Source organism: Parasphingorhabdus cellanae, from assembly GCF_017498565.1.
Taxonomy (GTDB): Bacteria; Pseudomonadota; Alphaproteobacteria; order Sphingomonadales; family Sphingomonadaceae; genus Parasphingorhabdus; species Parasphingorhabdus cellanae.
The window spans coordinates 1,710,759-1,737,373 of record NZ_CP071794.1 but is presented as its reverse complement, the minus strand read 5'-3'; the positions used below and the strand labels follow the sequence as shown (position 1 = coordinate 1,737,373).

Annotated in this window: 21 protein-coding genes, 1 tRNA gene and 2 pseudogenes; 16 read left to right on the top strand and 8 right to left on the bottom strand. The window is 53.2% G+C overall.

What is annotated here, in order from left to right:
- Positions 1-14 precede the first annotated feature (14 nt).
- Complete coding sequence (locus tag J4G78_RS08310) at positions 15-611, top strand: ABC-type transport auxiliary lipoprotein family protein (RefSeq protein ID WP_207990025.1); 597 nt, start codon at positions 15-17, stop codon at positions 609-611.
- Between the two features lie 31 nt (positions 612-642).
- On the opposite strand, the gene J4G78_RS08305 is transcribed toward J4G78_RS08310, so the two are convergent.
- Positions 643-1,707, bottom strand: a complete 1,065-nt coding sequence (locus tag J4G78_RS08305; protein WP_243457277.1) for a class I SAM-dependent methyltransferase — start codon at positions 1,705-1,707, stop codon at positions 643-645.
- Positions 1,700-2,560, bottom strand: a complete 861-nt coding sequence (lgt, locus tag J4G78_RS08300; RefSeq protein WP_207990024.1) for a prolipoprotein diacylglyceryl transferase — start codon at positions 2,558-2,560, stop codon at positions 1,700-1,702. The genes J4G78_RS08305 and lgt overlap by 8 nt, the downstream gene beginning before the upstream one ends.
- Before the next feature lie 105 nt (positions 2,561-2,665).
- Here lgt and J4G78_RS08295 point away from each other — a divergent pair, with 105 nt between their 5' ends.
- Positions 2,666-4,372 (top strand): class I adenylate-forming enzyme family protein, encoded by a 1,707-nt coding sequence (locus tag J4G78_RS08295; protein ID WP_207990022.1) that lies wholly within the window; start codon positions 2,666-2,668, stop codon positions 4,370-4,372.
- Positions 4,369-7,152: a [protein-PII] uridylyltransferase gene (locus J4G78_RS08290; RefSeq protein WP_207990019.1), complete on the top strand. Its 2,784-nt coding sequence runs from the start codon at positions 4,369-4,371 to the stop codon at positions 7,150-7,152. The genes J4G78_RS08295 and J4G78_RS08290 overlap by 4 nt, the downstream gene beginning before the upstream one ends.
- On the opposite strand, the gene J4G78_RS08285 is transcribed toward J4G78_RS08290, so the two are convergent.
- Positions 7,149-7,691, bottom strand: a complete 543-nt coding sequence (locus J4G78_RS08285) for a YceD family protein (RefSeq protein ID WP_207990017.1) — start codon at positions 7,689-7,691, stop codon at positions 7,149-7,151. The two genes, J4G78_RS08290 and J4G78_RS08285, sit on opposite strands and share 4 nt — an antisense overlap.
- Positions 7,688-8,215, bottom strand: coding sequence for a ubiquinol-cytochrome C chaperone family protein (locus J4G78_RS08280; protein WP_207990015.1), 528 nt, complete (start codon positions 8,213-8,215; stop codon positions 7,688-7,690). The genes J4G78_RS08285 and J4G78_RS08280 overlap by 4 nt, the downstream gene beginning before the upstream one ends.
- Positions 8,216-8,428: 213 nt before the next feature.
- Here J4G78_RS08280 and J4G78_RS08275 point away from each other — a divergent pair, with 213 nt between their 5' ends.
- Positions 8,429-8,911, top strand: coding sequence for an outer membrane protein assembly factor BamE (locus tag J4G78_RS08275; RefSeq protein WP_375140356.1), 483 nt, complete (start codon positions 8,429-8,431; stop codon positions 8,909-8,911).
- Between the two features lie 34 nt (positions 8,912-8,945).
- Here J4G78_RS08275 and J4G78_RS08270 read toward each other — a convergent pair whose 3' ends face one another.
- Entirely contained in the window at positions 8,946-11,216 is a 2,271-nt protein-coding gene (locus J4G78_RS08270; protein ID WP_243457276.1) for an NADP-dependent malic enzyme, read from the bottom strand.
- 310 nt (positions 11,217-11,526) lie between these two features.
- On the opposite strand from J4G78_RS08270, the gene mutS reads away from it, so the two are divergent.
- The 7 genes and pseudogenes from mutS to J4G78_RS08235 all read left to right on the top strand — a co-directional run bounded on the left by mutS (position 11,527) and on the right by J4G78_RS08235 (position 18,320).
- On the top strand, positions 11,527-14,109 hold the full coding sequence (mutS, locus tag J4G78_RS08265) for a DNA mismatch repair protein MutS (RefSeq protein WP_207990546.1): 2,583 nt from the start codon (positions 11,527-11,529) through the stop codon (positions 14,107-14,109).
- Positions 14,110-14,688 (top strand): peroxiredoxin, encoded by a 579-nt coding sequence (locus J4G78_RS08260; RefSeq protein ID WP_207990011.1) that lies wholly within the window; start codon positions 14,110-14,112, stop codon positions 14,686-14,688. It abuts the gene before it with no gap.
- Between the two features lie 42 nt (positions 14,689-14,730).
- Positions 14,731-15,660: an acetylglutamate kinase gene (argB, locus tag J4G78_RS08255; RefSeq protein WP_207990009.1), complete on the top strand. Its 930-nt coding sequence runs from the start codon at positions 14,731-14,733 to the stop codon at positions 15,658-15,660.
- A gap of 108 nt (positions 15,661-15,768) precedes the next feature.
- Complete coding sequence (locus J4G78_RS08250) at positions 15,769-16,071, top strand: YggT family protein (protein WP_207990007.1); 303 nt, start codon at positions 15,769-15,771, stop codon at positions 16,069-16,071.
- A 10-nt stretch (positions 16,072-16,081) separates the two neighbouring features.
- Positions 16,082-16,983 (top strand): annotated as a pseudogene (gene folD / locus J4G78_RS08245) (bifunctional methylenetetrahydrofolate dehydrogenase/methenyltetrahydrofolate cyclohydrolase FolD).
- A gap of 3 nt (positions 16,984-16,986) precedes the next feature.
- Complete coding sequence (locus tag J4G78_RS08240) at positions 16,987-17,706, top strand: hypothetical protein (protein ID WP_207990005.1); 720 nt, start codon at positions 16,987-16,989, stop codon at positions 17,704-17,706.
- Positions 17,703-18,320 (top strand): MarC family protein, encoded by a 618-nt coding sequence (locus J4G78_RS08235; RefSeq protein WP_207990003.1) that lies wholly within the window; start codon positions 17,703-17,705, stop codon positions 18,318-18,320. Before J4G78_RS08240 ends, J4G78_RS08235 begins: the two co-directional genes overlap by 4 nt.
- Here the strand turns inward: J4G78_RS08235 and J4G78_RS08230 are convergent.
- Genes J4G78_RS08230 through J4G78_RS08220 form a run of 3 tightly spaced genes read right to left on the bottom strand, consistent with a single transcriptional unit; the run spans position 18,317 to position 20,045 of the window.
- Complete coding sequence (locus tag J4G78_RS08230; protein WP_207990002.1) at positions 18,317-18,514, bottom strand: Trm112 family protein; 198 nt, start codon at positions 18,512-18,514, stop codon at positions 18,317-18,319. The genes J4G78_RS08235 and J4G78_RS08230 overlap by 4 nt on opposite strands.
- Positions 18,511-19,131, bottom strand: a complete 621-nt coding sequence (locus J4G78_RS08225) for an LON peptidase substrate-binding domain-containing protein (protein WP_207990000.1) — start codon at positions 19,129-19,131, stop codon at positions 18,511-18,513. The genes J4G78_RS08230 and J4G78_RS08225 overlap by 4 nt, the downstream gene beginning before the upstream one ends.
- A 2-nt stretch (positions 19,132-19,133) precedes the next feature.
- Positions 19,134-20,045 (bottom strand): tetratricopeptide repeat protein, encoded by a 912-nt coding sequence (locus tag J4G78_RS08220; protein ID WP_207989998.1) that lies wholly within the window; start codon positions 20,043-20,045, stop codon positions 19,134-19,136.
- 245 nt (positions 20,046-20,290) lie between these two features.
- Here J4G78_RS08220 and J4G78_RS08215 point away from each other — a divergent pair.
- The 5 genes and pseudogenes from J4G78_RS08215 (at position 20,291) to J4G78_RS08195 (ending at position 25,931) form a co-directional block, all read left to right on the top strand.
- A tRNA-Gly gene (locus J4G78_RS08215) sits at positions 20,291-20,365 on the top strand.
- Positions 20,366-21,026: 661 nt separating this feature from the next.
- Positions 21,027-23,207 (top strand): annotated as a pseudogene (locus J4G78_RS08210) (type I secretion system permease/ATPase).
- Positions 23,204-24,661 carry an HlyD family type I secretion periplasmic adaptor subunit gene (locus tag J4G78_RS08205; protein WP_207989997.1) on the top strand — a complete coding sequence of 486 codons (1,458 nt, stop codon included), beginning with the start codon at positions 23,204-23,206 and terminating at the stop codon, positions 24,659-24,661. The pseudogene J4G78_RS08210 and the gene J4G78_RS08205 overlap by 4 nt, the downstream one beginning before the upstream one ends.
- Positions 24,662-24,849: 188 nt before the next feature.
- Positions 24,850-25,293: an SEL1-like repeat protein gene (locus J4G78_RS08200; RefSeq protein ID WP_207989995.1), complete on the top strand. Its 444-nt coding sequence runs from the start codon at positions 24,850-24,852 to the stop codon at positions 25,291-25,293.
- Entirely contained in the window at positions 25,290-25,931 is a 642-nt protein-coding gene (locus J4G78_RS08195; protein WP_207989994.1) for a hypothetical protein, read from the top strand. Before J4G78_RS08200 ends, J4G78_RS08195 begins: the two co-directional genes overlap by 4 nt.
- Positions 25,932-26,615: the final 684 nt, after the last annotated feature.

Sequence of the window (26,615 nt, the reverse complement as noted above, 5' to 3'; positions counted from 1 at the left end):
AAAGGGCTGGCTTCATGACCACCATTCGTAAGGGCAAATCATTGGCAATATTAGCAGGTTTCAGCTTGCTCAGTGCCTGTGTGAGTTTCGGCGGTACCAAGCCGCCGCCTTATCTGCTGTCGCTGACATCCGACAGCAAACCGGGCGCTGGCGCGGCGCGGTCCGGGCCGCAATCTGGTGCGCTTGTTGTCCGTTTGCCGTCAGCGCCGCAAAAACTTAATAACGTGCGGGTTCCGGTGCGGGCAGGCGCTACCACTATTGCCTATCTCAAAGATGCCATATGGGTGGATAAGCCGGCGCGGCTGTTTCAGGGGTTGCTGACAGAAACTATCGCCGCCAAAAATGATCGGCTCGTACTGACACCCGCGCAGGCAAGTGGCAGAGCCGAAACCTATTTGTCCGGCGAATTGATCAATTTCGGATTGGACGGGCCCAGCCTGACCGTCACTGTCACCTATGACGCCGTGAAAATGCGCGATGGCCAACCGGTTGAAAAACGCCGGTTTGAAGCCAGTGAAAATGTCTTTGCGGCCGAGGCTGGACCGGTTGGAGAGGCTCTGAATTCGGCTGCGAACAAAGTTGTTCTGGAAGTCGCCGAATGGGTTGGCTAGCGGCCGCTTCAGTATTGTCAAAGCCTGTTTTCTAGCTACCGCTGTAAACAAAACCCTCGGGTTCCGGCCAGTCCATCGATATCGCCGCCATTACCCGAAATAACCGGCCCATTTCTTCCACATGGGTCAGCCTGTGATGGGCGGCCCGGATTTCTTCGGCTTGATCCGGCCGGCTCTCAGCCAGTTTTTTCGCTCGCTGATCAATGCCAAGCGTCTTGAGCCATTGCCCCTGTTCTGTCGGACCATGAACGGATAACAGCCGCGTTTTGGCGATATTGCCGAGGCTGTGAAAATTGACGTGGGCGGTGAGGTCCGACGTTCCGGGGCTGTCAAACGGACTGATAGGCAGATGATTTTTCACGGCTTGCAGGGTGCTGCCTGTGCCGGGATGATCATAACCATAGTCGATGATCAAAATAGCGCCGCCCTGTTTGGCGACCCGGTTAGACAGGTCGCCCAAGATCTCGACGCTAGCGGGAGAACTTTCCAATATTGTACCAGCGGGCAAGCCAGCAGAGGATTTTAAAACCTGGTTTTCGATAGTTGTCGTGCCGGGAATGGCGATGAACTTGTTGCGTTCCCGCGCAACCATTTGGCGGCGCCACCCCGCCTGCGTCGAAATAAACTGCTCTACCGGCAAAGCATCAAAAAATTCGTTAGCGACGATCATCAGCGGGCCATCAGTCGGCAGACTGTCTATGGTCTTGTGCCATGCAGCACTGTTGTGGAGAGCGGCTTGTTTGGTTTTCAGGGCCGGGCTGGTTTCGACAAAGTGGATTTGCGGTTTGCAGCCAAATTTCGCCATCGTGCGCAACGCATCTGATGCCAGCGTCCCGCGGCCGGGTCCGAGTTCGATATAATGGCTGTTGTCAGGCTTGGCTTTGCGCATCCAAAGATCGGATAGCCAGATACCAACCAGTTCCCCGAACATCTGGCTGATTTCTGGCGCGGTGACAAAATCGCCATCTTCGCCAATCGGGTCTTTGGTTGCATAATAGGCCGCATTGGCAACGCCCATATATTCGCTGAGCGGTATCGGCCCGTCCCGGTCGATTTTTTCAGCGAGGATATGAGCGGCCGACGGGCTCTCAGGCAACGCTTTTGTCTCCGGCGGTTGGCTCAACACGAACGCGGCGGCCTTTGGCGGTAAACACCAGATAGATGCCCAGTAGCAACATGGGGACCGTCAGTGTCTGTCCCATGGTCAATCCCCAGCTGAGATTCTCAAGGCCCTGATCCGGCTGACGGAAAAATTCGACGATGAACCGGCTGAGGCCGTAAACCAGCAGGCCTGTGCCGACCAGCTTGCCAGGATGATAGCGCGCATCGGTTTTCCAAAAGAGCAGCGAAGTGATGATGAAATAGAGCAGACCTTCCAGGCCGGCCTCGTAAAGCTGGCTGGGATGGCGTGCGACTTCTCCGCCCATCGGGAAGATTATGGCCCAAGGAACATCGGTAGCCCGGCCCCATAGCTCGCCATTGACGAAATTGGCCAGGCGGCCAAAAAGCAGGCCAAACGGGATGACACACGCGATATAGTCGCAAATGCGCAGAAAAATCAGCTTTTCTTTGCGCGATATATACCAGATCGCCAGCACAACGCCCAACACACCGCCATGGAGCGACATGCCGCCGTTCCATACTTGCAAAATCTCGATCGGGTTTTGCAGGATTTCCGGCTTGTAGAAAAATACATAGCCCAATCGTCCGCCAAGAATAATCCCCAGCGTCGCGTAAAAGATCATGTCATCGGCATGACGGCGCGCCAATGGAGCGCCCGGTTCCTTGATCAGTTTCGTAAGATACCAATAACCGATCAATATACCGGCGAGATAAGCCAGCGAATACCATTTTAATTGGAAAAAACCGAGGTCAAGCGCGTTGGGAGACAGTCCCAATTCCTCAAATCGCGTAAATTGCGCCGCACTTGCAAGAATAATATCAATCAACTCTTTTCCCCATCAGGTTTCATCGTCATATAGCAAGGGCATATAACGGGAAATTCTCCGATACCAAGAGAGAAACCCATACTGACTTTGCGGGAGAAAAAAGAAATGCCATCGCCATTAGACACGATGATCGACGAAACGCTGGCCGCGATGACGCAGCCGGGACAGCTTTTGGAGCTGGATAGCGTCCAGAAATATGGCGTGGACATGCCCATTTTCAAAAATGCGCCCAATAATGTTTCCGATTATTTTGCCTTTTTCTGCATGCAGCATGCGGACAAGGAGTTTCTGGTCGATGGCGATATCCGGCTGACTTTCAAGGAAACTTATGCCGCTGCACGGGTGCTGGCTGGCGGACTGGTGGCCGGGCATGGCGTTCAGAAAGGCGACCGGATCGGGATTGCGGCGCGCAATTCGGCAAACTGGATCATCCTCGACATGGCGATCACCATGGCGGGCGGTATATCCACCAAGCTCAATGGTTGGTGGCAGGGCGATGAGTTGGCCGATGGTATTGAAGATGTCAGCTGTTCGATTGTTTTTGCCGACAAACAGCGCGCTGCGCGCCTGACCGAATCGGGTCGCGATCACGGGGCCGAAATTATTCTGTTCGAACATGACGTGCCGCCGCTTGAAGGTTTGAAGGCCTGTCTTGCCAACGGAGGCGATGCGGAAACCGCGCTGCCCCAGATGGGGCCTGAGGATAACGCGACTATCCTGTTTACTTCTGGCTCAACAGGACGCTCAAAAGGCGCTTATGCAGAGCATCGGTCGGTTGTTCAGGGCGCAATGAGTTTTGTCGGTGCTTTTGCCGTCATGGCGCATCTGATGGAAAAGGCGGGAACTCTGCCGGATATTCAGCCAACCGCCTTAGTCGCTGTACCGTTATTTCATGTCACGGCTTCCGTGCCGTTGATCCTGGTCAGCTTTGCGATTGGCCGCAAGCTAGTGATGATGAAAAAGTGGGATGCGGAAGAAGCCATGCGTCTGATCGAAAAAGAAAAAGTCACTTATTTCGTGGGCGTGCCGCTGATGAGCATGGAGATTTATTCGCACCCCAAACTAATGGATTATGATCTTAGCACCTGTGTTTCCATGGCTGCTGGCGGCGCGCCGCGGCCGGTGGATCATGTGAAGCGGATCAAGAAAGGCATGGGCAAAGGTTTCCCGCTGATCGGCTACGGCTTGACGGAAACCAATGGTGTGGGTTGCTCGAACACCAATGAAAATTATCTTGAGAAGCCGGATAGCACCGGACGCGCGACCCCGCCGATTGTGGATGTTGGCATATTGGATGATGATGGCAAGAAAGTTCCGCAAGGCGAACGCGGCGAAGTCTGTATTCGCAGCAGCGCGAATTTCACCGGCTATTGGAACAACGAACAAGCCACAAAAGACGCCTTTACCGACGACGGTTATTTTCGCAGCGGTGATATCGGTTATCTCGACCCCGATGGTTATCTCTATATTGTCGACCGCAAGAAAGAGATTATCATCCGCGGCGGTGAGAATATTAGCTGTCAGGAAGTCGAAGCAGCGATTTATGCCCATACCGCCATTGCCGAGGCATGCATTTTCGGTGTTGATGATGAAAAGTTCGGCGAAGTTCCGGCATTGGTCTATCATGTGAAGGAGGGCGAAAACCTGTCACAAGACGCATTACTGGACTTCCTGAAAGACAAGCTGGCACCATTTAAGATGCCGGTGCATATTTGGGAATATGAAGAACCGTTGCCGAAACTGGGAACAGCGAAAATTGCCAAAATCGTGCTTGCGAAGAAGCACCGGGAAATGCTGGCCGGTACGGGATGAACGCACGCGCCAATATACCTAAGCCGGCGGCGGACCCGGGGAAACGGATTGTCCGGCAGCGGGATATTATCAATCGCCGTACATTGGCGGAGACGATTGAGGCGCTGATCGCTGAACATGGTATAACCCAAGCCCGTCCGAAAATATTGCCATTGTTACAACAGGCACTGGCCGATGGCCGGGCCGAAATTAGCCGGCGATTGATCGAAAAACCATCGGCTGGCCACGAAGCCGCAGCAGCTCAGTCTTTCTTGATCGATCAACTGGTGCGGATTATCCATGACATTGCTGTGGGCCACCAATATCCGGTGAACAATCCTTCATCCGGTGAACGGATCGCTGTGATGGCCGTGGGCGGCTATGGGCGCGGAGAGATGGCACCGCATAGTGATGTCGATATCGCTTTTCTGACCCCATTTAAGCAAACCAGCTGGACCGAACAGGCCATTGAAGCGATGCTTTATTGGCTATGGGATCTCGGCTTGAAAGTCGGTCAAAGCAGCCGCTCCATCGACGAGATGGTGCGGATGGCGAATGAAGATCTCAGTATCCGGACAGCCTTGCTGGAAGGACGTTATATTTGGGGCGATACTGGTGTTTACGAAGAATCGAAAGCGCGATTTTTTGCCGACGTAGTATCCGGTACAGACCGCACTTTTGTCTCTGAAAAACTGGCAGAACGCGACGCCCGCCATGTCCGTATGGGCGATAGCCGCTATGTGGTTGAGCCCAATGTCAAGGAAGGCAAGGGCGGCCTACGTGATCTGCAGACGCTGTACTGGATCGGCAAATATATTCACCGTGTCGCATCAGCCGAGGAGCTGGTTGATGTTGGCCTGCTGACCACTGACGAATTTAAACGCTTTCGCAAAGCAGCCAACTTCCTTTGGGCCGTGCGCTGCCACATGCATGATATGACTGGTCGCGCGGAAGACAGGCTCACGTTTGATTTGCAGACTGGTGTCGCCAAGCGCATGCGCTTTGCCGAGCGGACCGGCAAGTCCGCTGTAGAGCGCTTCATGCAATATTATTTCCTCAACGCCAAAGTGGTGGGCAACCTGACCGGTGTTTTTCTCGCTCATCTCGACGAGACCCACAATGCGGGCGTACGCCGGTTCATTCCCAATATCACGCGCCGCCCGAAAAAGCTGAATGGCTTTACGCTGGATCGCGGACGGCTTGCCTTGCCGGATGAAAATTTCTTTGAAGAAGATCCGGTGCGGTTGATTGAGATTTTCCAGCTCGCCGACAAGCATGAACTGGAAATTCATCCCCTGGCGATGCGCGCAGCGCGCCGGGATGCAAAGCTTATTACTAACAAAATCCGCAAAGACCGACGCGCGAACAAGTTGTTCCTTGATGTGCTGTGTTCCCCGCGCGATCCAGAGCTGGTGCTGCGCTGGATGAATGAAGCCTCGATCTTCGGTCGTTTCATCCCCGACTTTGGCCGCGTTGTCGCGCAGATGCAATTTGACATGTATCATCACTATACTGTGGACGAGCACAGCATTCGCGCCATCGGACTGCTCGCGCGGATCGGCAGTGGAGATCTGGTGGACGACCATCCGAATTCGACCGAGACAATCAAGAAACTCAAGAATCGGCGTGTGCTGTTCGTGGCGACCTTACTGCATGATATCGCTAAGGGGCGGGGCGGCGATCACAGTATACTCGGCGCGGAAGTGGCCATGAAACTGTGCCCGCGCCTGGGGCTAGAGCCCTACGAAACCGAGTTGGTGGCATGGCTGGTGCGGCATCATTTGCTTATGTCGGCAATGGCATTCAAACGGGACCTGTCTGATTTTAAAACCATTCAGGATTTCGTCAGTCAGGTGAAAAGCATCGAACGGCTGCGCTTGCTCACTGTTTTGACGGTGGTGGATATTCGTGCGGTCGGGCCGGGCGTTTGGAACAGTTGGAAAAGACAGCTGCTGACCGACCTGTTTCAGGCTGCTGAGGAAATGTTGTTGCTCGGCCATAAGCAGCGTGGCCGCAGGGAACGGATAACCCAGAAAAAGGCTGCGCTGGCAGAAACGCTGGACTTACCGAAAGCGCAATTCACGAAACTGGTCAAACGGTTGACTGATCCTTATTGGATCGCTGAACCGGATGATATTATCGCCCATAATGCCCGGCTGATGATCCATGCAGGTGATGATAATCTCGCGATATCAGCGGAAGCCTATCCGGAACGCGGTGCGACCCTCGTTACCATCTACGCGGCCGATCACCCTGGTCTTTTCTATCGGATTGCAGGCGGCATCCACGTTGCGGGCGGCAATATCATTGACGCGCGTATTCACACCACGCGCGATGGCATGGCGTTGGATAATTTTCTGGTACAAGACCAACACTGCAGGCCATTTGCGGAGGATACACAGCTGGAGCGGCTGAAGCAGGCGGTGGAAGATGCGTTAGCCAATCGTTCGAAATTGGCGACCAAGCTGGAGGCTCGCCCATTGTCTCATTCACGGGCTGGCGCATTTAATATCGTGCCTAATGCAATGGTCGACAATGACGCTTCTAATCGCTTCACGGTGGTTGAAGTGACCGCGCAAGACCGTCCGGCTTTACTTAATGAGCTCGCTTATGTGTTGTTTGAATCAAAAGTCACCGTGCACAGCGCCCATATTGCGACCTATGGTGAGCGCGCTGTAGATACGTTTTACATTACCGATCTATTCGGTGGAAAGATTACCAGCAAAGCCCGATTGAACAGTTTGAAGAAGAAGCTGATAAAAGCAGCAGGGCAGAAGGAAGCAGAAAAAACGGCGGCTTAGCCAAGCTTGTCTTTCAGTGCCGCCAACGCGCCAAAAGGTCCCGCCTCCTCTTCACTTTTCAAGCCATTTTTCTCTGCAGCACGATCCGCATCTGGTCCGCGAGGATAGGGATCGAGCGCCAAATATAGTGTTTGTGCAATCGCTTCGCCAAGATCAATTTGCGCCGCATCATATTCAATTACATCGCAGTCTTCAGGCGCCAGTTCGATTTCTTCATCACTGGCCGGTATTTCAGTTTTTTCGACGAATATGATGTTAAATATTTCATCGATTTGTACTGGAAATGGCTGACCGCTGATCGCGCAAGCCTGATGCAGACTGGACTGAATGGTGCCGGTGAAACTGATCTCATGTTCCTTCGCCGCAAGGCGATATTCCGATGTGATTGATTCTATAGAAGGTAGGTCAAAGCGTTTTGCCAATGCCTGACGCTCTTCATCATCCGCAACAATTGTCCCTGTCAAAGCTGAGCTGCCAATTTCAGAAAGCTTTATTATCTTTGACAATTCCGGTTGAGGAAGCGGAGATGATGCGGTCATGAATTGGCCCTAGCGATATTCCCGGCAATGACTTGGCCGATGTCGGTTTTGACAATGTGATCGTAAAAACTGGAAAAACATTTGGTGGTGAAATTCAATGCCTCTTGGGCCGGCGCTTCGCCGCGATACAGGTTACGAGTTAATGCTTCTGCAAGATCCGCGGTGCCGGTCAGCGCATTGCGATAGGCACCAAGCCGCCCGCCAAGCGCACCCATCATTTCGCCAACACGTTTGCCGACAATCAAATCACCGATACCAATCTGGCGCAGCTGACCTTCCATATCTGTCACAAATAGCTCGGTAAGCCAGGCAATCTCCTGTCTTGCCTCTTCTGCCTGTTCGAGGCGGATCATTACGGCACATAAAATCGCAGCAATCATGTCAAACCGGCCATCCAGCGTATCCGGGACTGCGCCCTGTTCATACCAATCAAGCTGTCGCCCTTCTGCAATTACAGCATTGTACAGCGGTTGCATCACCAGATTCGGGTTTTTGCGCCCCAGGAGATCGTTTAGAAATGACATTATATTTGAACCCTGATTTTGATGGATAGTGAGAAGATCTGAAGGTCGCTTATGTTAAGACTACATACAGGGGATATTGATATTTGTACTGCGAGATGCAATGGGTTTTACCATAAGCGGTATTTAGCCCGCTGCAATGATTGAAACCTTCCTGTTTTGGCCCGTTTTTTGGGCAAACCATCTCAACAGGTGGCTTTTTGGAGAAGTGAGTTGATGCGTAGCCAATTGAAAATGCAATTTGTGCTGACCGGGCTGGTTGCGGGCGGACTGTTACTATCCGGCTGTTCGCAGGTCCGTGGCCATCAAGGTTATATTGTTGACCCGGTGCTGACCAACGCCATTCAACCCGGAGTAGATAACCGCCAATCCGTAGAAGCTTCTCTCGGCCGGCCGACATTCACCGGTCAATTTGATGAAAATACCTGGTATTATGTGTCGCGCGAGACGAAACAGCTTGCGTTTAATTCACCTACGCCAAGAGACCAGATGGTGATGCGGATCAACTTTGATCAGGCAGGCAACGTAACAGCAGTTGAACGGACAGGTCTGGAGCTGGTTGCCAGTATCAGCCCGGAAGGCGATACAACCCCGACATTGGGCCGCGAACGGTCATTCTTTCAAGAGCTATTCGGCAATATCGGCGCAGTGGGCGCACCAGGCGCGCAAGGCCGCAGTAACGACCCCACGCGCCCATAACATTTATCAAAGCTGATGAGCATCAGCGGCGTCGCTATTTTGCGATCCCGCTTGCTGCCAAGACTGCCAGCGTCACTAACTCTGATGCCGTTGATGCCATAGTCGCAATCTGCACTGATTTCTCAAGACCGACCAACATCGGGCCGATCACAGCATCGCCGCCCAGTTCGCGCAGCAGTTTGGCCGACAGATTGGCTGATTGCAGGCCTGGCATTACCAATACATTGGCTGAACTGGAGAGCCGGTTAAACGGATAGTTCGCCATCAGTTTGGGATTGAGCGCGACATCGGGAGCCATTTCGCCTTCATATTCGAAATTAACCCGCCGGCTGTCCAATATCGCAACAGCTTCACGGATGCTTTCCAGCCAGCGGCCTGCCGGATTGCCAAAGGTCGAATAGCTGAGGAAGGCGACGCGCGGTTCATGGCCCATTTTGCGTGCCACTGCTGCGGTCTGTTCTGCTATATCGGCCAGTTCCTCTGCAGAAGGCCGCTCATTGACCGTCGTATCAGCCATGAACACTGTGTGGCTCTGCCCGACCATGACATGGATGCCCAACGGCGTCCGGCCTTTTTCAATGTCGATAACCTTGGCAATATCCCTGAACGTCTGCGCATAGGGGCGCGTAACGCCAGTAATCATGGCCTCGCCCTGATCCATCGCCAATAAAGCGGAGCCAAAGATATTACGGTCCTGATTGACCATGCGCTTGATATCGCGCTCCATATGGCCTTTCCGGTGCAGGCGATCGTAGAGCATGTTGACCATATCAGGCACTAGCGGGCTGTTGCGCGAATTGTGGATTTCAAAGCGATCAGGGTCGCTCACGCCAAGCTCTTTCAATTTGTCGCGCACACGATCATCGCGGCCGACGAGTACCGGCGTGCCATAGCCGCCATCTTGAAATTGGATTGCTGCACGCAGCACGACATCTTCTTCTGCCTCCGCAAAAATCACACGCTTGGGAGCGCTGCGAGAGGCCTCATAGGCCTGCGTCAATACAGATGTTGTCGGGTTGAGCCGCGCTTTCAGGCTTTGCCGGTAGGCATCCAGATCTTCGATAGGCTTTTGTGCGACGCCGCTGTCCATTGCCGCTTTGGCGACCGCAGCAGAGACTACATCCATCAAGCGCGGATCAAATGGCGCAGGGATGATATAATCTACGCCAAATGTCGGCGCTTGTCCGCCATAGGCAGCGGCCACTTCCTCTGGCACCTGTTCACGGGCCAATTCAGCAATCGCGTTGGCGGCCGCGACCTTCATTTCGTCATTGATGCGGGTTGCGCGGACATCCAGCGCGCCGCGGAAAATAAACGGAAAGCCGAGGACATTATTGACCTGATTGGGGTAATCAGAGCGTCCGGTGGCAACAATCGCATCCGGACGCGCTGCCTTGGCATCGGGCGGCGTAATTTCGGGATCAGGATTGGCCATCGCAAATATAATCGGCTGATCGGCCATATCCTTGACCATTTCCGGTTTCAGCGCGCCAGCGGCGGAAAGACCCAGAAATACATCGGCGCCTTTGAGCGCTTCGGTCAGGTCGCGCGCGTCTGTATCAATCGCATGCGCCGATTTCCATTGGTCAACATTATCGCGCCCGCGATAGATGACGCCGCTGCGGTCACACATGGTGAGATTGTCATGCGGCACGCCCATAGCCTTGATCAGCGCGGCACAGGCAATGGCCGCTGCGCCGGCACCATTGACTACAACCTTGATATCTTTGACTTCCCGCTTGGTGAGCAGGCAGGCGTTGATGATACCGGCGGCGGCAATAATTGCCGTGCCGTGCTGGTCATCATGGAAAACCGGAATATTCATCCGGTCGCGCAGGGTCTGCTCAATAATGAAGCAGGCAGGCGCACCAATATCTTCCAAATTGATGCCGCCAAAACTGGGTTCCATCAGTTCCACCGCATTGATGAACGCGTCTGTATCTTCCGTGTCGAGTTCCAGATCGATCGAATCGACATCGGCGAAACGTTTAAATAATACCGCTTTGCCTTCCATCACTGGCTTGGAAGCGAGAGCGCCCAAATTGCCGAGCCCTAAAATGGCCGTTCCGTTGGAGATGACGGCAACCAGGTTGCCCTTGGCCGTGTAATCATAAGCTGTTGACGGGTCTTCAGCGATGGCACGAACCGGCACCGCTACGCCGGGCGAATAAGCGAGGCTTAAATCGCGCTGGGTGGCCATGGGCTTGGATGCCACAATTTCGATTTTGCCAGGACGTCCGTGGGAGTGAAATAATAATGCTTCGCGCTCAGAAAACTCTACATTGCTATCATTCTTGTCGGCCAAATTGTCTCTCCGTAGTTCGGGTTTGGCGCTATCTGCCAAAACTCCCGCGTCCCGGACCCTGCCTACTCTGATTGTCATGGCTTGGGCAAGTGTTGCTTCATCTGCGGTTCATCTATTTGCAACAGGCAAGTTTCTGATACATGGCCTTTTCTGAGCGACTGGACTGGGCTATCGGATGGCCATGGCAGCCCAGACTCAACAAAAAGCAACTAAGCGAAAATCAGACAAGGCCAAGGCCAAGGCCAGCGCAAGTGCGTCCAAGTCATCGCCGAAACCCAAGTCTGCGCCGACTGATGTCAAACGTACGCCGATGATGGAGCAATATTTTGCGCTGAAAGAAAAGGCGCAGGATTGCCTGCTTTTCTATCGTATGGGTGACTTTTTCGAGCTGTTTTTCGAAGATGCCAAGCTGGCATCTGCTGCCCTTGATATTGCTTTGACCTCGCGCGGGAAAAATGCTGGCGAGCAAATCCCCATGTGCGGTGTGCCGGTCCATGCTGCCGAAAGCTATCTCGCGAAACTGATCCGCGCCGGTTTCAAAGTTGCGATTGCCGAACAGACCGAGACACCGGCGGAGGCTAAGGCACGCGGAGGCTATAAGGCTTTGGTTGCGCGCGATATCATTCGCTATGTTACTGCGGGAACGCTGACTGAAGATACGCTGCTCGACGCACGCTCAGACAATATGCTGGTTGCGGTATCAGAGGTACAGGGGCAGATCGGCATAGCCGCGAGCGATATTTCAACCGGTGATTTTGAACTGCTGCAGATTTCCGAAGATGCGCTTACCGCCGAATTGTCCCGAATCGCGCCCTCTGAAATAATTTGCAGCCCCTTGCTGGCGGCGCGTTTAGAGGCCGCTACCGAATGGCCGAAAGAAGATTTCGACAGCCAGAAAGCCGAGCGTAAGCTCAAAGGGTTATTCGGCGTTGCCACACTGGATGGTTTTGGAGATTTTTCCCGCGGCGAATTGGCGGCGGCAGGCGGTCTGATCGCCTATATTGAACATGCCGCGCAGGGGGACACACCTTTTCTCAAGCCTCCGGTGCAGCGCCATGCCGGGGAATATCTGCTGATCGACGGAGCCACACGGGCGAGCCTTGAGATTGAGAGGACCATGGCGGGTGAGCGCAAAGGGAGCTTGCTCGACAATATCGATCGAACCGTAACACCCGGCGGTGCCCGGCTTTTGGGCCGCGATCTAGCCGCACCGCTATTCGAAGAAGCCAAGATCAACCTGCGCCTTGGCGGCGTTCAATGGTTTCATGATGCGCCAGCCATTCGTGACGCTGTTCGTGACGCGTTGAAAGCGATGCCGGATATTAGCCGTGCTTTGGGCCGGATTTCGGCGGGACGTGGCAGTCCGCGTGACGTCGGCCAGATTCGCGATGGTCTTAGCGGGGCGCGATTGCTGCGCGAACAACTGGCGCTGGATATTGCGCTGCCCGATTTGATGAACACACTGCTCCCGGCGCTGGACGGTCACGCGGCGATGGTGGATTTGCTGGAACGCGCTCTGGTGGAAACACCGCCAACGGACATGACAAATGGCGGGTATATTGCTGCTGGCTACGACCCCGCACTAGATGAACTGCGCAGCGCCGGCTCCGATGGGCGCAAGGCGATTGCGACGTTGGAAGGGCGCTATCGCGAAGCAACCGGCATCAACACATTAAAAATCAAGCATAATGCTGTGCTGGGCTATTTTGTCGAAGTGCCTGCGCGCCATGGCGACAATTTGATGGCCGAGGATTCCGGTTTCACGCATCGTCAGACTCTGGCGGGTGTGGTACGGTTCAATTCGACCGAACTCCATGAAGAAGCTGTTCGCGTGACACAGGCTGGGGCGCATGCCCTGGCAGCAGAAGCGGCGCATTTCGAGGAGCTTGTCGACAAGCTATTGGATCGCCAGGACGCGATAGCGATTAGCGCCGATGCGCTGGCACGGATTGATGTCGCATCTGCTTTGGCTGAACGTGCTGTAGAGGGGCAATGGTGCCGCCCCGAATTTGCTGGCGGTAACATACTGGAGATCAACGCGGGCCGCCATCCGGTGGTTGAGGCAGCGCTGAGCGCTTCAGGCGATCCGTTTGTCGCCAATGATTGCGCATTGTCCGATCACGAACGGCTCTGGCTGGTATCCGGGCCGAATATGGGCGGTAAATCAACCTTCTTGCGGCAAAATGCATTGATTGTGATCCTTGCGCAGGCAGGGGGGTTCGTTCCTGCCGCTTCGGCAAAATTGAGTCTGGTGGATCGTCTGTTCAGCCGGGTGGGCGCTTCCGACAATCTCGCGCAGGGCCGCTCGACCTTCATGGTTGAAATGGTCGAAACCGCGACGATCTTGAGTCAGGCGACGGAGAAAAGCTTTGTCATTCTTGATGAAGTCGGGCGAGGCACGTCCACCTATGATGGTCTTGCACTGGCTTGGGCGGTGGTTGAAGCGGTGCATGAGACTAACCAATGCCGCTGTTTGTTCGCGACCCATTATCATGAGCTGACACGGCTGGCGGACCAGCTCGATGCGATGTCCCTCCATCACGTCAGGGCGCGTGAATGGAAAGGGGATCTCGTTCTCCTGCACGAACTGGCCAAAGGTCCGGCGGATCGCAGCTATGGTCTGGCCGTTGCTAAGCTGGCTGGCATTCCCAAACCGGTGTTGAAACGCGCCAAATCGGTGCTCGACAAGCTGGAAGCGGGCAAGGCGGAAACAGGCGGTTTGGCTGCCGGGCTCGGCGATCTGCCTTTATTCGCCGCAAGCCTTGCCGAAGAGGATGAGAAAACCGATATGCTGAGAGAGGCGCTGAGGGATTTGGATATTGATGCATTGAGTCCGCGTGACGCGCTTGACCAACTTTATGCACTCAAGTCCGTGCTGGAACAGGAAGAGTAGATGAATCGCTGGATTATAATTGTCATGTCTGCGCTGCTGCTTGCCGGCGGGGCCTATGTCTATAGCTCGCGTAGTGCCAATGCCGAACCTTTGGAAGTAGGCGCTGCCGCGCCTGATTTTGAAACTATGGGCGCGCTGGCTGGCAAGCCGTTTAAAGTCAGCCTTTCGGACAAGTTGAAAACAGGTCCGGTAGTGCTTTATTTCTTCCCTAAAGCCTTTACCGAAGGCTGCACTATCGAAGCCAATATGTTTGCTGAAGCGACCGCCGATTTCGAAGCCGCTGGTGCTACTGTAATCGGTATGTCAGGAGACAGCATGGACGAGTTGACCAAATTCTCTGTCGAGGAATGCCGAGATAAATTTGCCGTTGCTCGCGCTGATGATGATGTGATGGATGGTTATCAGGTGCGCATGGAGCCCACGCTCGCACTGACCAATCGGACCAGCTATGTGATTGATCAAGATAGCAAAATTGCTTTGGCACACAGTGCGCAGGACCCCAGGGGCCATGTCAAAATGACGCTGGAGAAGGTGAAACAATTGGCGCGCGCCAAAATCGCGGCTCCGCCTGAAAATTGATAAAGATGTTGCATTTGCCGTGAAGCTGGATTGAAAGACAGCATGACTGACCAACCAAATAATCACGCGCCCGATCCAGCGATGCTTGCCAAGGCGGAAACGCTTACCGAAGCCTTGCCTTATTTGCAGCGCTATGCGGGCAAGACCTTCGTCATCAAATATGGCGGCCATGCCATGGGTGATCCTGCACTGGCGCGCAATTTTGCCGAGGATGTGGTGCTGCTAAAAGCTGTCGGTATTAACCCCGTCGTCGTCCATGGCGGCGGTCCGCAAATTGGCGCGATGCTGGAGCGGGTCGGGGTTGAAAGCGAATTTGTCGATGGTCTGCGGGTCACGACCAAGGAAACCGCCGAGATTGCGGAAATGGTTCTGTCTGGCGCGATCAACAAGGAACTCGTTAGCTGGATAGAGCGAGCCGGGGGCAGTGCGATCGGGATTTCCGGCAAAGACGGGGGTTTTGTGAAAGCCTCCAAACTCAGGCGCACGGCACGCGATCCGGACAGCAATATCGAACGCATTATTGATCTGGGTTTTGTTGGCGAACCGAAACGGGTCGACCGCAGCGTGGTTGATACAATCTCTACGGCAGGGATGATTCCCGTCATTGCGCCCATTGGTGTGGGCGAAGATGGCCATACCTATAATATCAACGCAGATACAATGGCCGGCGCAGTTGCAGCAGCGCTGAGAGCATCACGTCTGTTTTTATTGACCGATGTGGCGGGGGTGCTGGACAAACAAGGTGCGCTGCTCACCGATTTGTTTCCAGGGGAAATCAAGCGACTCAGGGAAAATGGTACAATATCGGGCGGGATGATCCCGAAGCTGGAAACTTGTGTCAGCGCAGTGTTGAAAGGGGTCGATGCAGCCGTAGTGATGGATGGCCGCGTGCCACATGCGATGCTGCTGGAAATCTTTACCAGCAAGGGCGCGGGTACGTTGATCCGTGATGATTTCGAAGCGGTTGATTAATTGCCGAACTGTATTATATTGTTGATACACTAATTTTTGGCATAGATTGCTTGGCATTGCGTGCCACTATCGTTTAATGGCCATCACGAGAGAAAAAGGTTTCGGTCCATGTTTTTTGCCCTGTTTCAGATTATCGGCATATTGTTGAATGTCGCGATCACTGTCATCATCGTGCAAGCGATTATGAGTTGGCTGCTTGCGTTTAACGTTATCAATTTGCAAAACGATATAGCCCGGGCCATCTGGACGACGTTGGACGCCCTGACCGCGCCAATTTACCGGCCGATCCGGCGGATCATGCCAGACTTTGGCTCGATTGATCTGACGCCGATGGTGGTCATTATAGGTATCATTATATTGCAGGATGCAATCTTGCCTCCGCTCGGCGCTGCGCTGATCCCTGTTTTGTGAGCAATTGAATATGAGCAATGGCGGCGCGGCGATAATCGACGGGAAAGCTTTCGCTGCAGGACTGCGAGAACGGATAAAAGCTGCTGTCCCGAAATTTCATGAAAAAACAGGGCGCGCACCTGGTCTAGCCGTTGTTTTGGTCGGTGACGACCCTGCCAGCCAAGTCTATGTTGCGTCCAAGCACAAGGCCACAATAGCTGCTGGTATGGAAAGTTTTGAGCACCGACTGCCTGCTGATACCCGGCAAGAAAATTTGATTGCGCTGGTCGAAAAACTAAATGCAGACCAGGCTGTCGATGGAATACTGGTGCAGCTGCCCTTGCCGGATCATCTCGATGAAAAAGCCGTCGTTATGGCGATTGACCCGGACAAGGATGTTGATGGCTTGCACGTGATCAATGCCGGACGGCTGGCCAATGGCGAAGAGGCTCTAACGCCGTGCACGCCGCTTGGTAGCTTGATGCTGCTCAAGGATCAACTCGGTGATCTTTCGGGATTAAATGCTGTGGTCGTCGGGCGTTCGATCTTGGTCGGAAAGCCGATGGCGCAGTTGCTGCTGGCCGAAAACTGTACCGTTACCATGGCACATAGCCGGACTCGCGATCTGCCGGATGTGATACGCCGCGCGGACATTGTCGTCGCTGCCGTTGGCCGAGCGGAAATGGTCAAAGGGATTGGTTGAAAGAAGGCGCGGTTGTGATTGACGTCGGTATCAACCGGCTGGCTCCCGAAGCCGGCAAGGAAAAAGGCCGGTTGGTCGGCGATGTCGCGACAGCAGAAGCAATGAACCACGTCCGTGCAATTACTCCCGTGCCCGGGGGAGTTGGGCCGATGACTATTGCTGTGTTACTACGCAACACATTGGTCGCCGCATCTGCGCGTGCTGGCCTCGCTAAGCCTGAAGGACTCTAATCCATGAAAAAGTTATTTGCGGCATTGGGAATAGCTATATTGCTCACCAGCTGTGCCAGCAATGGCCGACCAAGCGATCGCGAACGTGTTCTTCGTGCCGTGGGTAAGCCGACGGCCAACCCCAGCGATATTGTCAAAGCCGAGCTTTCATTCGCGCGGCTGGCACGGGAAAAAGGGCAATGGACAGCCTTTCGTGAGACCGCTGCGCCCGATGCGATCATGTTTACGCCGGAACTGGTAAGCGCTCCAATATGGTTGAAAGGCAAGGTTGATCCAGCGCGGGCGACCGAATGGCAAGCCCACAAAATTTTCATGTCCTGCGACGGAAGCATGGGCGTCGCGACCGGCGCATGGCAAGGCGCTTCCGGCGGCACAGGTTATTTTACGACCATCTGGCAAAAACAGGATGCACAAAACCGGCGTCTGCGCGGCAAAGATGTTGAATGGAAATGGATATTTGATCACGGTGTGCCTTTGGACAAACCGCTGGCAGAACCTGATTTTGTTACTACCCGTGTGGCAACCTGTTCAAAGGGCGCATTGCCGATCGTACCCTTTGCGCCAAGTGGTGAGAAAAATAAGAGCGGATTTTCGACTGATCGCACGATGTTCTGGAGCGCTGAAAGTTCCGCCGATCAGTCGCGCTCGCTGTTGGTCCGGATGTGGAATGGCGTCGAATGGGAAGAAATCATTTTTGACAATGTTGCAGCGCCGACCCAATGACTGAACTGTTTGTTTCCGCCTTCATTACCTTTTTCGTAGTAATTGATCCCCCCGGCTGTTCTCCGATTTACGCCAGTCTAACGGGTGATGCATCCCCAAAACAGCGTCGAAATATGGCCATTCGCGCCGTTTGCGTTGCTGCTATCATATTGGCAGTTTTCGCCGCTTTTGGTGAGCAACTTCTTGGTGCTCTGGGCATCAGCCTGGACAGCTTTCGCATTGCTGGCGGCATCATGCTTTTTATCATCGCACTGGAAATGGTGTTTGAAAAGCGCACGCAACGACGGACAGATCGGGCGCAGGATATTATCGACAAACCAGAGATAGAAGACGTCTCTATTTTCCCTATGGCAATGCCGATGATTGCTGGTCCGGGTTCGATTGCTGCCGTCATGTTGCTGATGGCGCGTCATGAAGGCTTGGATAGCACATTGGTGATTCTCGGGGCGCTGGCGGCGGTATTGATGCTCACTTTGATTGGCTTGCTACTCGCAGGGCCAATGATGCGCATTCTGGGTCACAAGGTCGAACAGGTAATCACCCGGGTGCTAGGCGTTTTGCTGGGTGCGTTGGCGGTACAATTTGTCGTCGACGGGCTGCGAGCCAGCTTCTAAAGCTTTCGCGCTTCCTCTATCAGCATCACCGGTACGCCCTGCCTTATGGGATAAGCGACACCAGCGGCTTCGCTGATCAACTCTTGTGCATCTGCGTCATAGAGCAGCGGTTTCCGTGTCATCGGGCAAACCAAAATATCGAGTAATTTGGTATCAAATAACCCGATCGGCTCATCGCCTGTCTGTTTTTTCATTGCAATGTGACGCGACCTTCATCGCCATCCTGACGCCCGAAAAATTCGAGCAGCTGGATAATCAGCTCTGCACGGTTGGACAGACCATCGATTTCGAGCAGCGCCTGCTTTGAGGCTGCATCGAAAGGAGCAATCTGGGCAATGCCGTTGACAAAGGACATGTCATCTAACCGTCCGATACTGTCCCAATCGACTTGATAACCCTGAAGATCGGCAAATTTGCGAGATTCAATCTCAAGCGCCGCGCGTTCGGCGCTGGCCAGCACTTCATCCAGTTCCGCATTCTCTTCAATCTCTGCCCGTATCTGGCGAAAAGCGGTCGATGCATCAAGCTCCTCGATCATCCGGAATCGCGAAACGCCTTCCAGTACGATATTAAACCGCCCATCATCCATCGCTTCGATATCGACAATCTTGCCGACACAGCCAATATCGAACAATTCGGGTATGTCGCCATCTGTTTTTGGCTGGATCATCCCGATTTGTCGATCCCTTGCCATCGCGTCGTTGATCAGTGCGCGGTAACGCTCCTCAAAAATATGCAGTGGTAAATGCATGCCAGGGAAAAGCAGCGCCCCAGCCAGTGGAAAAATCGAGATGCGTTTGGTTTCAGTCATAGTTATCCGAACAATATTGCCGACAATTTGCGCCGGGTGGCCGAAACCCATTCATCTTCCAGCCCGACAACTTCAAATAGCGAAAGCAATTTCGCTCGCGCTACGCCGTCATTCCATTCCTTATCAGCTTCAATGATGGTCAGCAGATGGTCCGCTGCGCCATCATGATCGCCCGATGCAATCATCGCGCTGGCAAGATCAAAGCGCACTTGATGATCCTTCGGATTAGCAGAAACGGCAGCAACCAAGGCTTCGGTTTCGCTATCATCTGGTTTGTCTTTTGCCAAAGCCAAGGCAGAGCTAGCCCTTTCAATGGCGGGATCACTTGCCATGGCTTCAGGGATATCGGCCAAAGCAGCCTCTGCTTCAGGTAGATGATCGGCCAGGATCAAGGCGCGGATCAATCCACCAACGGCCTCTGCATTATCGGGGGCCATGTCAGCGATTTGCGCAAATATTCCAGCGGCTCGTTCACCATCGCCTTGACCAAGCACATCCTCACCCATCGCAAGCAGCGGAACGATATCCTGTTTGGGCTCCTCGCCGCCTTGACCAATAGGAAGCTTCTCCAGCAACTGATCGAGAATCTGGCCGAGCTGGCTTTCGGTGCGTGCCGAGGTCAGGTCAGCCACCGGCTTGCCTTGAAAAATTGCATAAACAGTTGGAATTGATTGTACCTGAAATTGCGATGCGATGAACTTATTCTCATCGACATTCACCTTCGCCAGCATCACGCCCTTATCCGCATAACTGGCAGCGACTTTTTCGAGCACGGGGGTCAGTGCCTTGCAAGGCCCACACCATTCAGCCCAAAAGTCCAGAATCACCAATTTGTTCATGCTGGGGGCGACCACAGCCTGTTGAAATTCTTCAACTGCTTTTTGTTCGTCCACTGTCAGTCCTGCTGTCGCCAATTGCTGCTCCTGTACTTATTGCCCCGAGTCCCATTTCACATTGGCTGTTTTGAAAAGGAATCGCGCAGTGTTTTCTTGTATATCCGAGCTTTATGTGGGGAGCGACCCGGCAAAGCCAAGCATATTTTTACTTTTCGCAGCCACGGATTGCAAAATGGGGCTTGCCGGACCCCATAACGCATGCTAACCGCGCGCCTCAACTGCTGATGACGACGATGTATAACCCAATGTCACAGCGGCGCCGAGCGGGCGTAGCTCAGGGGTAGAGCACAACCTTGCCAAGGTTGGGGTCGAGAGTTCGAATCTCTTCGCCCGCTCCAGTTTTTTCTAATAAAGTCAGATATTTATACCTTCCAATTTACTAGCTGCAAAAACTCTTTTGAAGTTAGTTGCTACAAGGTGTCCACCTGCTGGTAGTGCTGCGGCGTAACACTCAAACATTCGTAATAATGGGGTCAGAGGTTCGAGTCCTCTAGGCCCTAAAGTTGCATTCGAAATTTCATAACCCATGTTACGACCAAACTAACCGAGAGATATCGCATCCACCTCAGCGTGGCGCAGTCTCTGTAATGATTTCATGCCACATCGTTATCAAATCCGCGCCGGTTACTGCGTTTGGTGTACTGTCAAGTTTCCAGCTCGGCTGATACCTTCAACGGTCATCCGCTTCCCAATCAACTTTCGAACGCTGCCGTTTAGTCGACTCTAGTAGACAACAGAAAAGCTGACTTTCTAGTCTCACCCTGACTTAGGCTGAATATTTTGTGGATGGCCGCTCTTCGATGGTCCTGCAGAAGGGTTCTTTATCCCTTCAATCTATCACAATACCTAATTTCCATCCAAAATGGATGTAAATGCGTTCGTATGTAAAAAGAAACGAAGTAAATCTAAGTAGTTGATTGTCGCTGGCCAGATTAGCTAGCGAATCCGTATAATCGCTGATAGTTATTCTTCGCTTGAGTATAGCGGGGCAAATAAAAAATGTCAGTCGGGGCAGGTGAACACACCATAGATCAACCTATTGAACGGGCGGCACCGATTGATCCGGCGCTAGCTTGCTTCGTATTGCTCGCCAAATTTCTGGGAATGCCTGCTGATCCGCATCAGATCCATCATGATCGCGGTAAGGGCGATGAGCCTTACACGCTGGAGCATTTGTCGCGGATTGGCAAAAAGCTTGGCTTGATTGCTCGGCTGCGTGATGCCTCGCGCGACGAACTTTCGAAGATCCCGTTGCCGGCGATATTACGGACTTCTGAGGGCGGAGCTTTCATTCTACTGAAGATCGAAGAAGATATTGATAGTCCGCGCTATCTTATTCAGCGCGGCGATGCGGAACGTCCCGAAGTATTGTCGGTGGATGCCTTCGAAGAGGCCTATGCTGGACGTCTCTTGCTGCTGACATCTCGCGAACAGATTGCAGGCGACAAGCGTCCCTTCGATATTAGCTGGTTCATTCCTGCTCTGGTCAAATATCGCCGGGCCTTGCGAGATGTCTTGGTCGGCAGCTTTTTCCTGCAACTTATGGGACTGGCCTCGCCGATATTCTTCCAGCTGGTGATCGATAAAGTGCTGGTCCACCAGTCGCTGACGACTTTGGAAGTGCTGGCTTTCGGACTGGCCGTTGTCTTGATCTGGGAAACTTTTCTGTCAGCGCTCCGCAACTGGCTTTTTGCGCATACAACCAACCGGGTCGATGCGGAGCTATCCACCAATATGTTTCGCCACCTCGTCAATTTGCCGGTTAGTTATTTTGAAGCGCGGCGTGTGGGCGACAGCGTTGCGCGTGTGCGTGAACTGGAAACTATCCGCGAGTTTTTAACCAGCAATGCCGTGACCGTAGTGATTGATCTGTTCTTCACCATCGTCTTCTTTGTGGTCATGTACATCTACTCGCCCTTGCTGACGCTTATAGTGGCGCTCACAATTCCTATCTACATAGCGATTTCGCTGTTCATCACGCCGCCGCTGCGTGCACGTTTGGATGAGAAGTTTCGGCGAGGCGCTGAGAACCAAGCATTCTTAGTCGAGACCGTAACAGGCATCGGAACACTGAAGTCGATGGCGGTTGAACCGCAGATGCGAGACAAATGGGAAAAGCTATTTTCCGGTTATACACAAACGGGCTTCAAAGTTGCGATCCTGTCCAACTGGGGCAGCCATTTAATTCAAGTAGTGTCGAAACTGACTACCGTGGCGATCCTGTTCTTTGGCGCCAAAGCGGTTATCGCGGGTACACTGACCGTCGGTTCGCTTGTTGCTTTCAACATGCTGGCGGGTAGGGTTGCGCAGCCCATTTTGCGCTTGTCACAATTGTGGCAAGACTTTCAGCAGGTGCGCATCTCTGTTGACCGGCTCGGCGATGTCCTCAACGCCCCTGCAGAGCCAGAGCATAATCCCAATCGCGCGAGCCTGCCAGCCATCTCTGGCCGAGTGGAGTTTGACAAAGTGCGCTTTCGCTATCGGCCCGATGCGCCCGAGGCGTTGCGCGGCGTCAGTCTCGAGGTTAAAGCAGGCGAGATGCTCGGTATTGTCGGGCCATCCGGGTCCGGAAAATCCACGCTGACGAAGCTTGTCCAACGTCTTTACGTGCCGGAACAGGGCCGGGTGCTGATTGATGGCGTTGATCTCGCGCTGGTTGATCCAGCCTAGTTGCGCCGCCAAATCGGTGTGGTCTTGCAGGAGAATATCCTGTTCAATCGCACGGTTCGAGAAAATATCTCGCTGGCTGATCCTACGCGCCCAATGGAAGCCGTGATCGCGGCGGCAACGCTGGCCGGCGCGCATGAATTTATCCTGGAACTGCCCCATGGCTATGACACGGTCATTGAAGAACGTGGTGGCAATCTGTCTGGCGGCCAACGTCAAAGACTAGCGATAGCTAGAGCCCTGATTGGAGATCCGCGTGTCCTCATATTGGACGAAGCCACTAGTGCGCTGGATGCAGAGAGTGAAGAGATTATTCAGAATAATCTGGGCAAGATCGCGCAAGGTCGGACGACCATGATTATTGCCCACAGACTGTCCGCGGTACGTCAGTGCAATCGCATCGTGACCGTGGAAGCCGGGGACATTACCGAAATTGGCACCCATGACGAACTCATCAAAGCGGATGGCCGCTATGCCATGCTCTATAAGAAACAAATGGGTATCGGCGCATGAGCGAAGATCAATCCAGCCCAGAAGCTGCAGCTGTGAAAGACGGTTTTGTCGCGCGTCGCTTCCCTGGTCTAGCGCGCCATTGGATGATCTTGCAGGAAAGCTGGAAGCAGCAAAATGTCGCGGATGAAAATACCAAACCGCAAAGCGATCATGAGTTTTTACCGGCTGCCCTGGAGATTATGGAGAAGCCCGCCAGTCCCGGTTTGCGTTGGTTGATGCTGATCCTGTGCAGCCTATTTGCGATTGCCCTGCTCTGGTCGTTTATCGGCAAGGTCGATGTCGTTGCCACCGCCACCGGAAAAGTGGTGCCGTCGGCGAGCAGCAAGGTCATTCAACCAATAGAGATCGGATCCATCCGCAAGATCCATGTGAAAAATGGTCAGAAAGTAAAGCAGGGGCAATTGCTGGTTGAGCTGGACCCGACCATCAGCAATGCCGATGAAGCCCAAAGCACGCAGCAGCTGCTATCGGCCGATGTTGTACAGGCGCGTAACAATGCTTTGCTGGGTTACCTGCGCGGCGAGAAAGCGGCTTTCACAGCCCCTCCCGGAACGCCGCCGGTTGTTGCAGCAACGCAGGCGCAGTTTGTCCGGTCTTCGATTGCCGAATATGAAGCCGAGCGTGCTGGGTTGCGGCAGCAGCGCGCCGAGCGGCAGGCGGAGCTGGCCGGAGCGCAGGCTGAAATCGTAAAGCTGGAACAGACCCTCCCCTTGCTCGATCAGCAACTGGATGCCCGCAAGGAGCTTTATGAAAAAGGCTATTTCTCGCGGCTGCGTTTGCTGGAATTTGAGCAGCTACGCGTAGAGCATATCCAGAATATCGAAGTGCAGCGCGCCAATGCGGCACAAGCGCGGGCCTCCATCGGCAATCTCAATGCACAGATATCGCGGCTGCGTCAGGCCTTTGGCCGCGGCGCCGTATCGGAAATGGCGGAGGCCGAGGATCGTTCAGCCATGGCAGCCTCAGAGCTGCGCAAATCTGCCAAGCGCCGGGAGTTCCAGCAAATCCGTTCGCCCGTGGATGGCACGGTGCAACAGCTCACCCTGACCACCATTGGCGGCGTGGTACAGCCAGCGGAACCGATCATGGTAATCGTCCCTGATGACGCGGAGGTGCAGGTCAGCGCGCAGATCCTCAACAAGGATATCGGGTTTATCTATGAAGGGCAGCCGGTGCGGGTGAAGCTGGAAGCGTTTAACTTTACCGATTACGGCCTGATCGAGGGCGTGGTCGACAATATCAGCCGCGATGCGATCCAGGATGAAAATCTCGGCCTTGTCTATGATGCCCGGATCAAGCTCAACAAGCGCCACCTGATGATCAATGGCAAGAGCCAGGCCATTGGTCCGGGTTTACAGGTGCAAGCAGAGATCAAGACGGGCGAGCGGCGTATCATCCAATATCTCCTCTCCCCCCTTGCCAAGACTATGGATGAAGCAGGGCGAGAACGGTAAGTTAAGTATTGAGAGACCTGCTATTCTGGGGATTTGCAGTAAATAACCATAATGGATGTTTTGTTTTTTAGTCACATACTTGTAAATTCCTGTAAACTTGTTAGCCTTGCAAGTGGAGTCGCACAATTACCGACAATGATCGGGGTCTTAAAAACACTGTCTTCCTGTTTCAGGGAGAAAGGGGCTTTGTGTATCTGACGAGGGGCTATTCGAAATTTTGGCAACGTCTGATCGGCGGTGGGGCTTTATTGGGAGCAACGATCGCTCTTGCCAGCTGTGTTGCACCCTCCCGTTATATGGGCATAGATATTTCGCAACCTCATCCCGCTCTGGCCTCTCCCACTTCCTATTCCGAAATGTCCACCATCAGCTTGGCCCGCAAGGCGCAAGGCGGCGATAAGCATGCGCAGCTTGAACTCGGTATTCGCTTTGAAGAAGGGCGGGGTGTGGAACGGGATTTGGGTAAGGCGAAGAAGCTGTGCCGGTTGGCGGCGAGTGATAGTGGCGGTCGCATCTGGGTTTACTCGCCGCCGGTTGGTAATGGCACCAAGGGCCGGGTCATTCCTATGGATATTGGGCCGAAGCAGTTTGGGTTGGCGGTTGCGCGGGTGCGACTAGAGGCGGTGAAGTGAGGAAAGTTACTGGTCTTGCAGCAATGACTCTAATCACACTTATCGCCTGCGGTGGCTTTCGTGCTGTCACCACCTATGGAAATGTTAATGACGGTTCACCACCAGATATCGGTATATCACAAAATCTCCAAGAAGAAAAAAGTACAAAAATTCCTAAAATTCCCAAATACCTTATGGTGTGTGGAATAAAAAATGTCGATTACAAAAGAACGTATGATCCTTGGCAAGAAGATTATGAATGGAGAATAGGCTTACCGAAAGACCGGCCGCTTTCAGAAAAAATTTTATCCTGCCTGCGTCATAAAAATAACATTGCTGCGGAACAATATTTGTACAATTTGACACTACAGCGGGAAATAAAAACAGAAGTTTTGGTAATGGTGAGACTGGTTAGGTTGTCTATACTAGTAAAAAACGACGCCAATGGAAAATGCGGTGTGGTGTTTTCTGACCAGAAGCCAATGCCAGAAATTTGTAGTGAGATTTCCAGAGAATTTAAATTTTTACACTATGACAACGAGTTATGTAGGTCGAGCGACCGCACTGGTTTTTGCGACAAGGAAACCGGAGAGTTGATGAAGAAAGCATCAAATATTTCTATTATATTTGATCAATATAGACGAGGTAGATCAAAATGAGAAACTTGGGGACGTCGGCTGATTTTTCGAGGGCAGGTTTACGGCGAAGGTTTGTGACAACTCGCCGTCAGGTTCGAACCCTCAATTCTCCGTCTTCGCCTTTGAGTTATGTGTTTAACCGCGTCATACAGCCGATTCAAGTTGGGTGGGAAATTCAGGCGCAAACAACGTCATTTGGCACCAACGTACCCGCGACTGTAATAATCGGAGCAAGGGGGTTTACTGAAGACTTTCTCAGCCGATTAATCGTTACATACAATTCTTCGGAATGGAAAAAGGCTCTTAACGACATCAATACATTTGGTAGCGGGCAATTGCTCATAGTAACTGGCGATGTTCCGCCGCCTAACCTAAATGGAGTGTCCTACCACAACAGTTCCGTTGATCCTGCCGGTGCTCGACCTGCGATTCTGTTTTTTGGTAGCCAAGAGTATTTCTTAGCTCAGGCTCGTGATGATTTTCCGGGAGCGAGTTCAGATAAGCTGAATCAGATAGCGAGGGTAAACCAAGTACGAAACTTCGTCCATGAAGTTTTGCATTCGAGGTCGGCGCATATATGGCGAACGTTTGACCAAAACTACCGAAACCTCGATAGTTTTTTTGCAATTGGAGTGGGGCAAGAAGCGTGGCAAGCGGATCGAGTAGAACGAAATAGTTATTCGATTACTAGAGATTTCCTAAAAC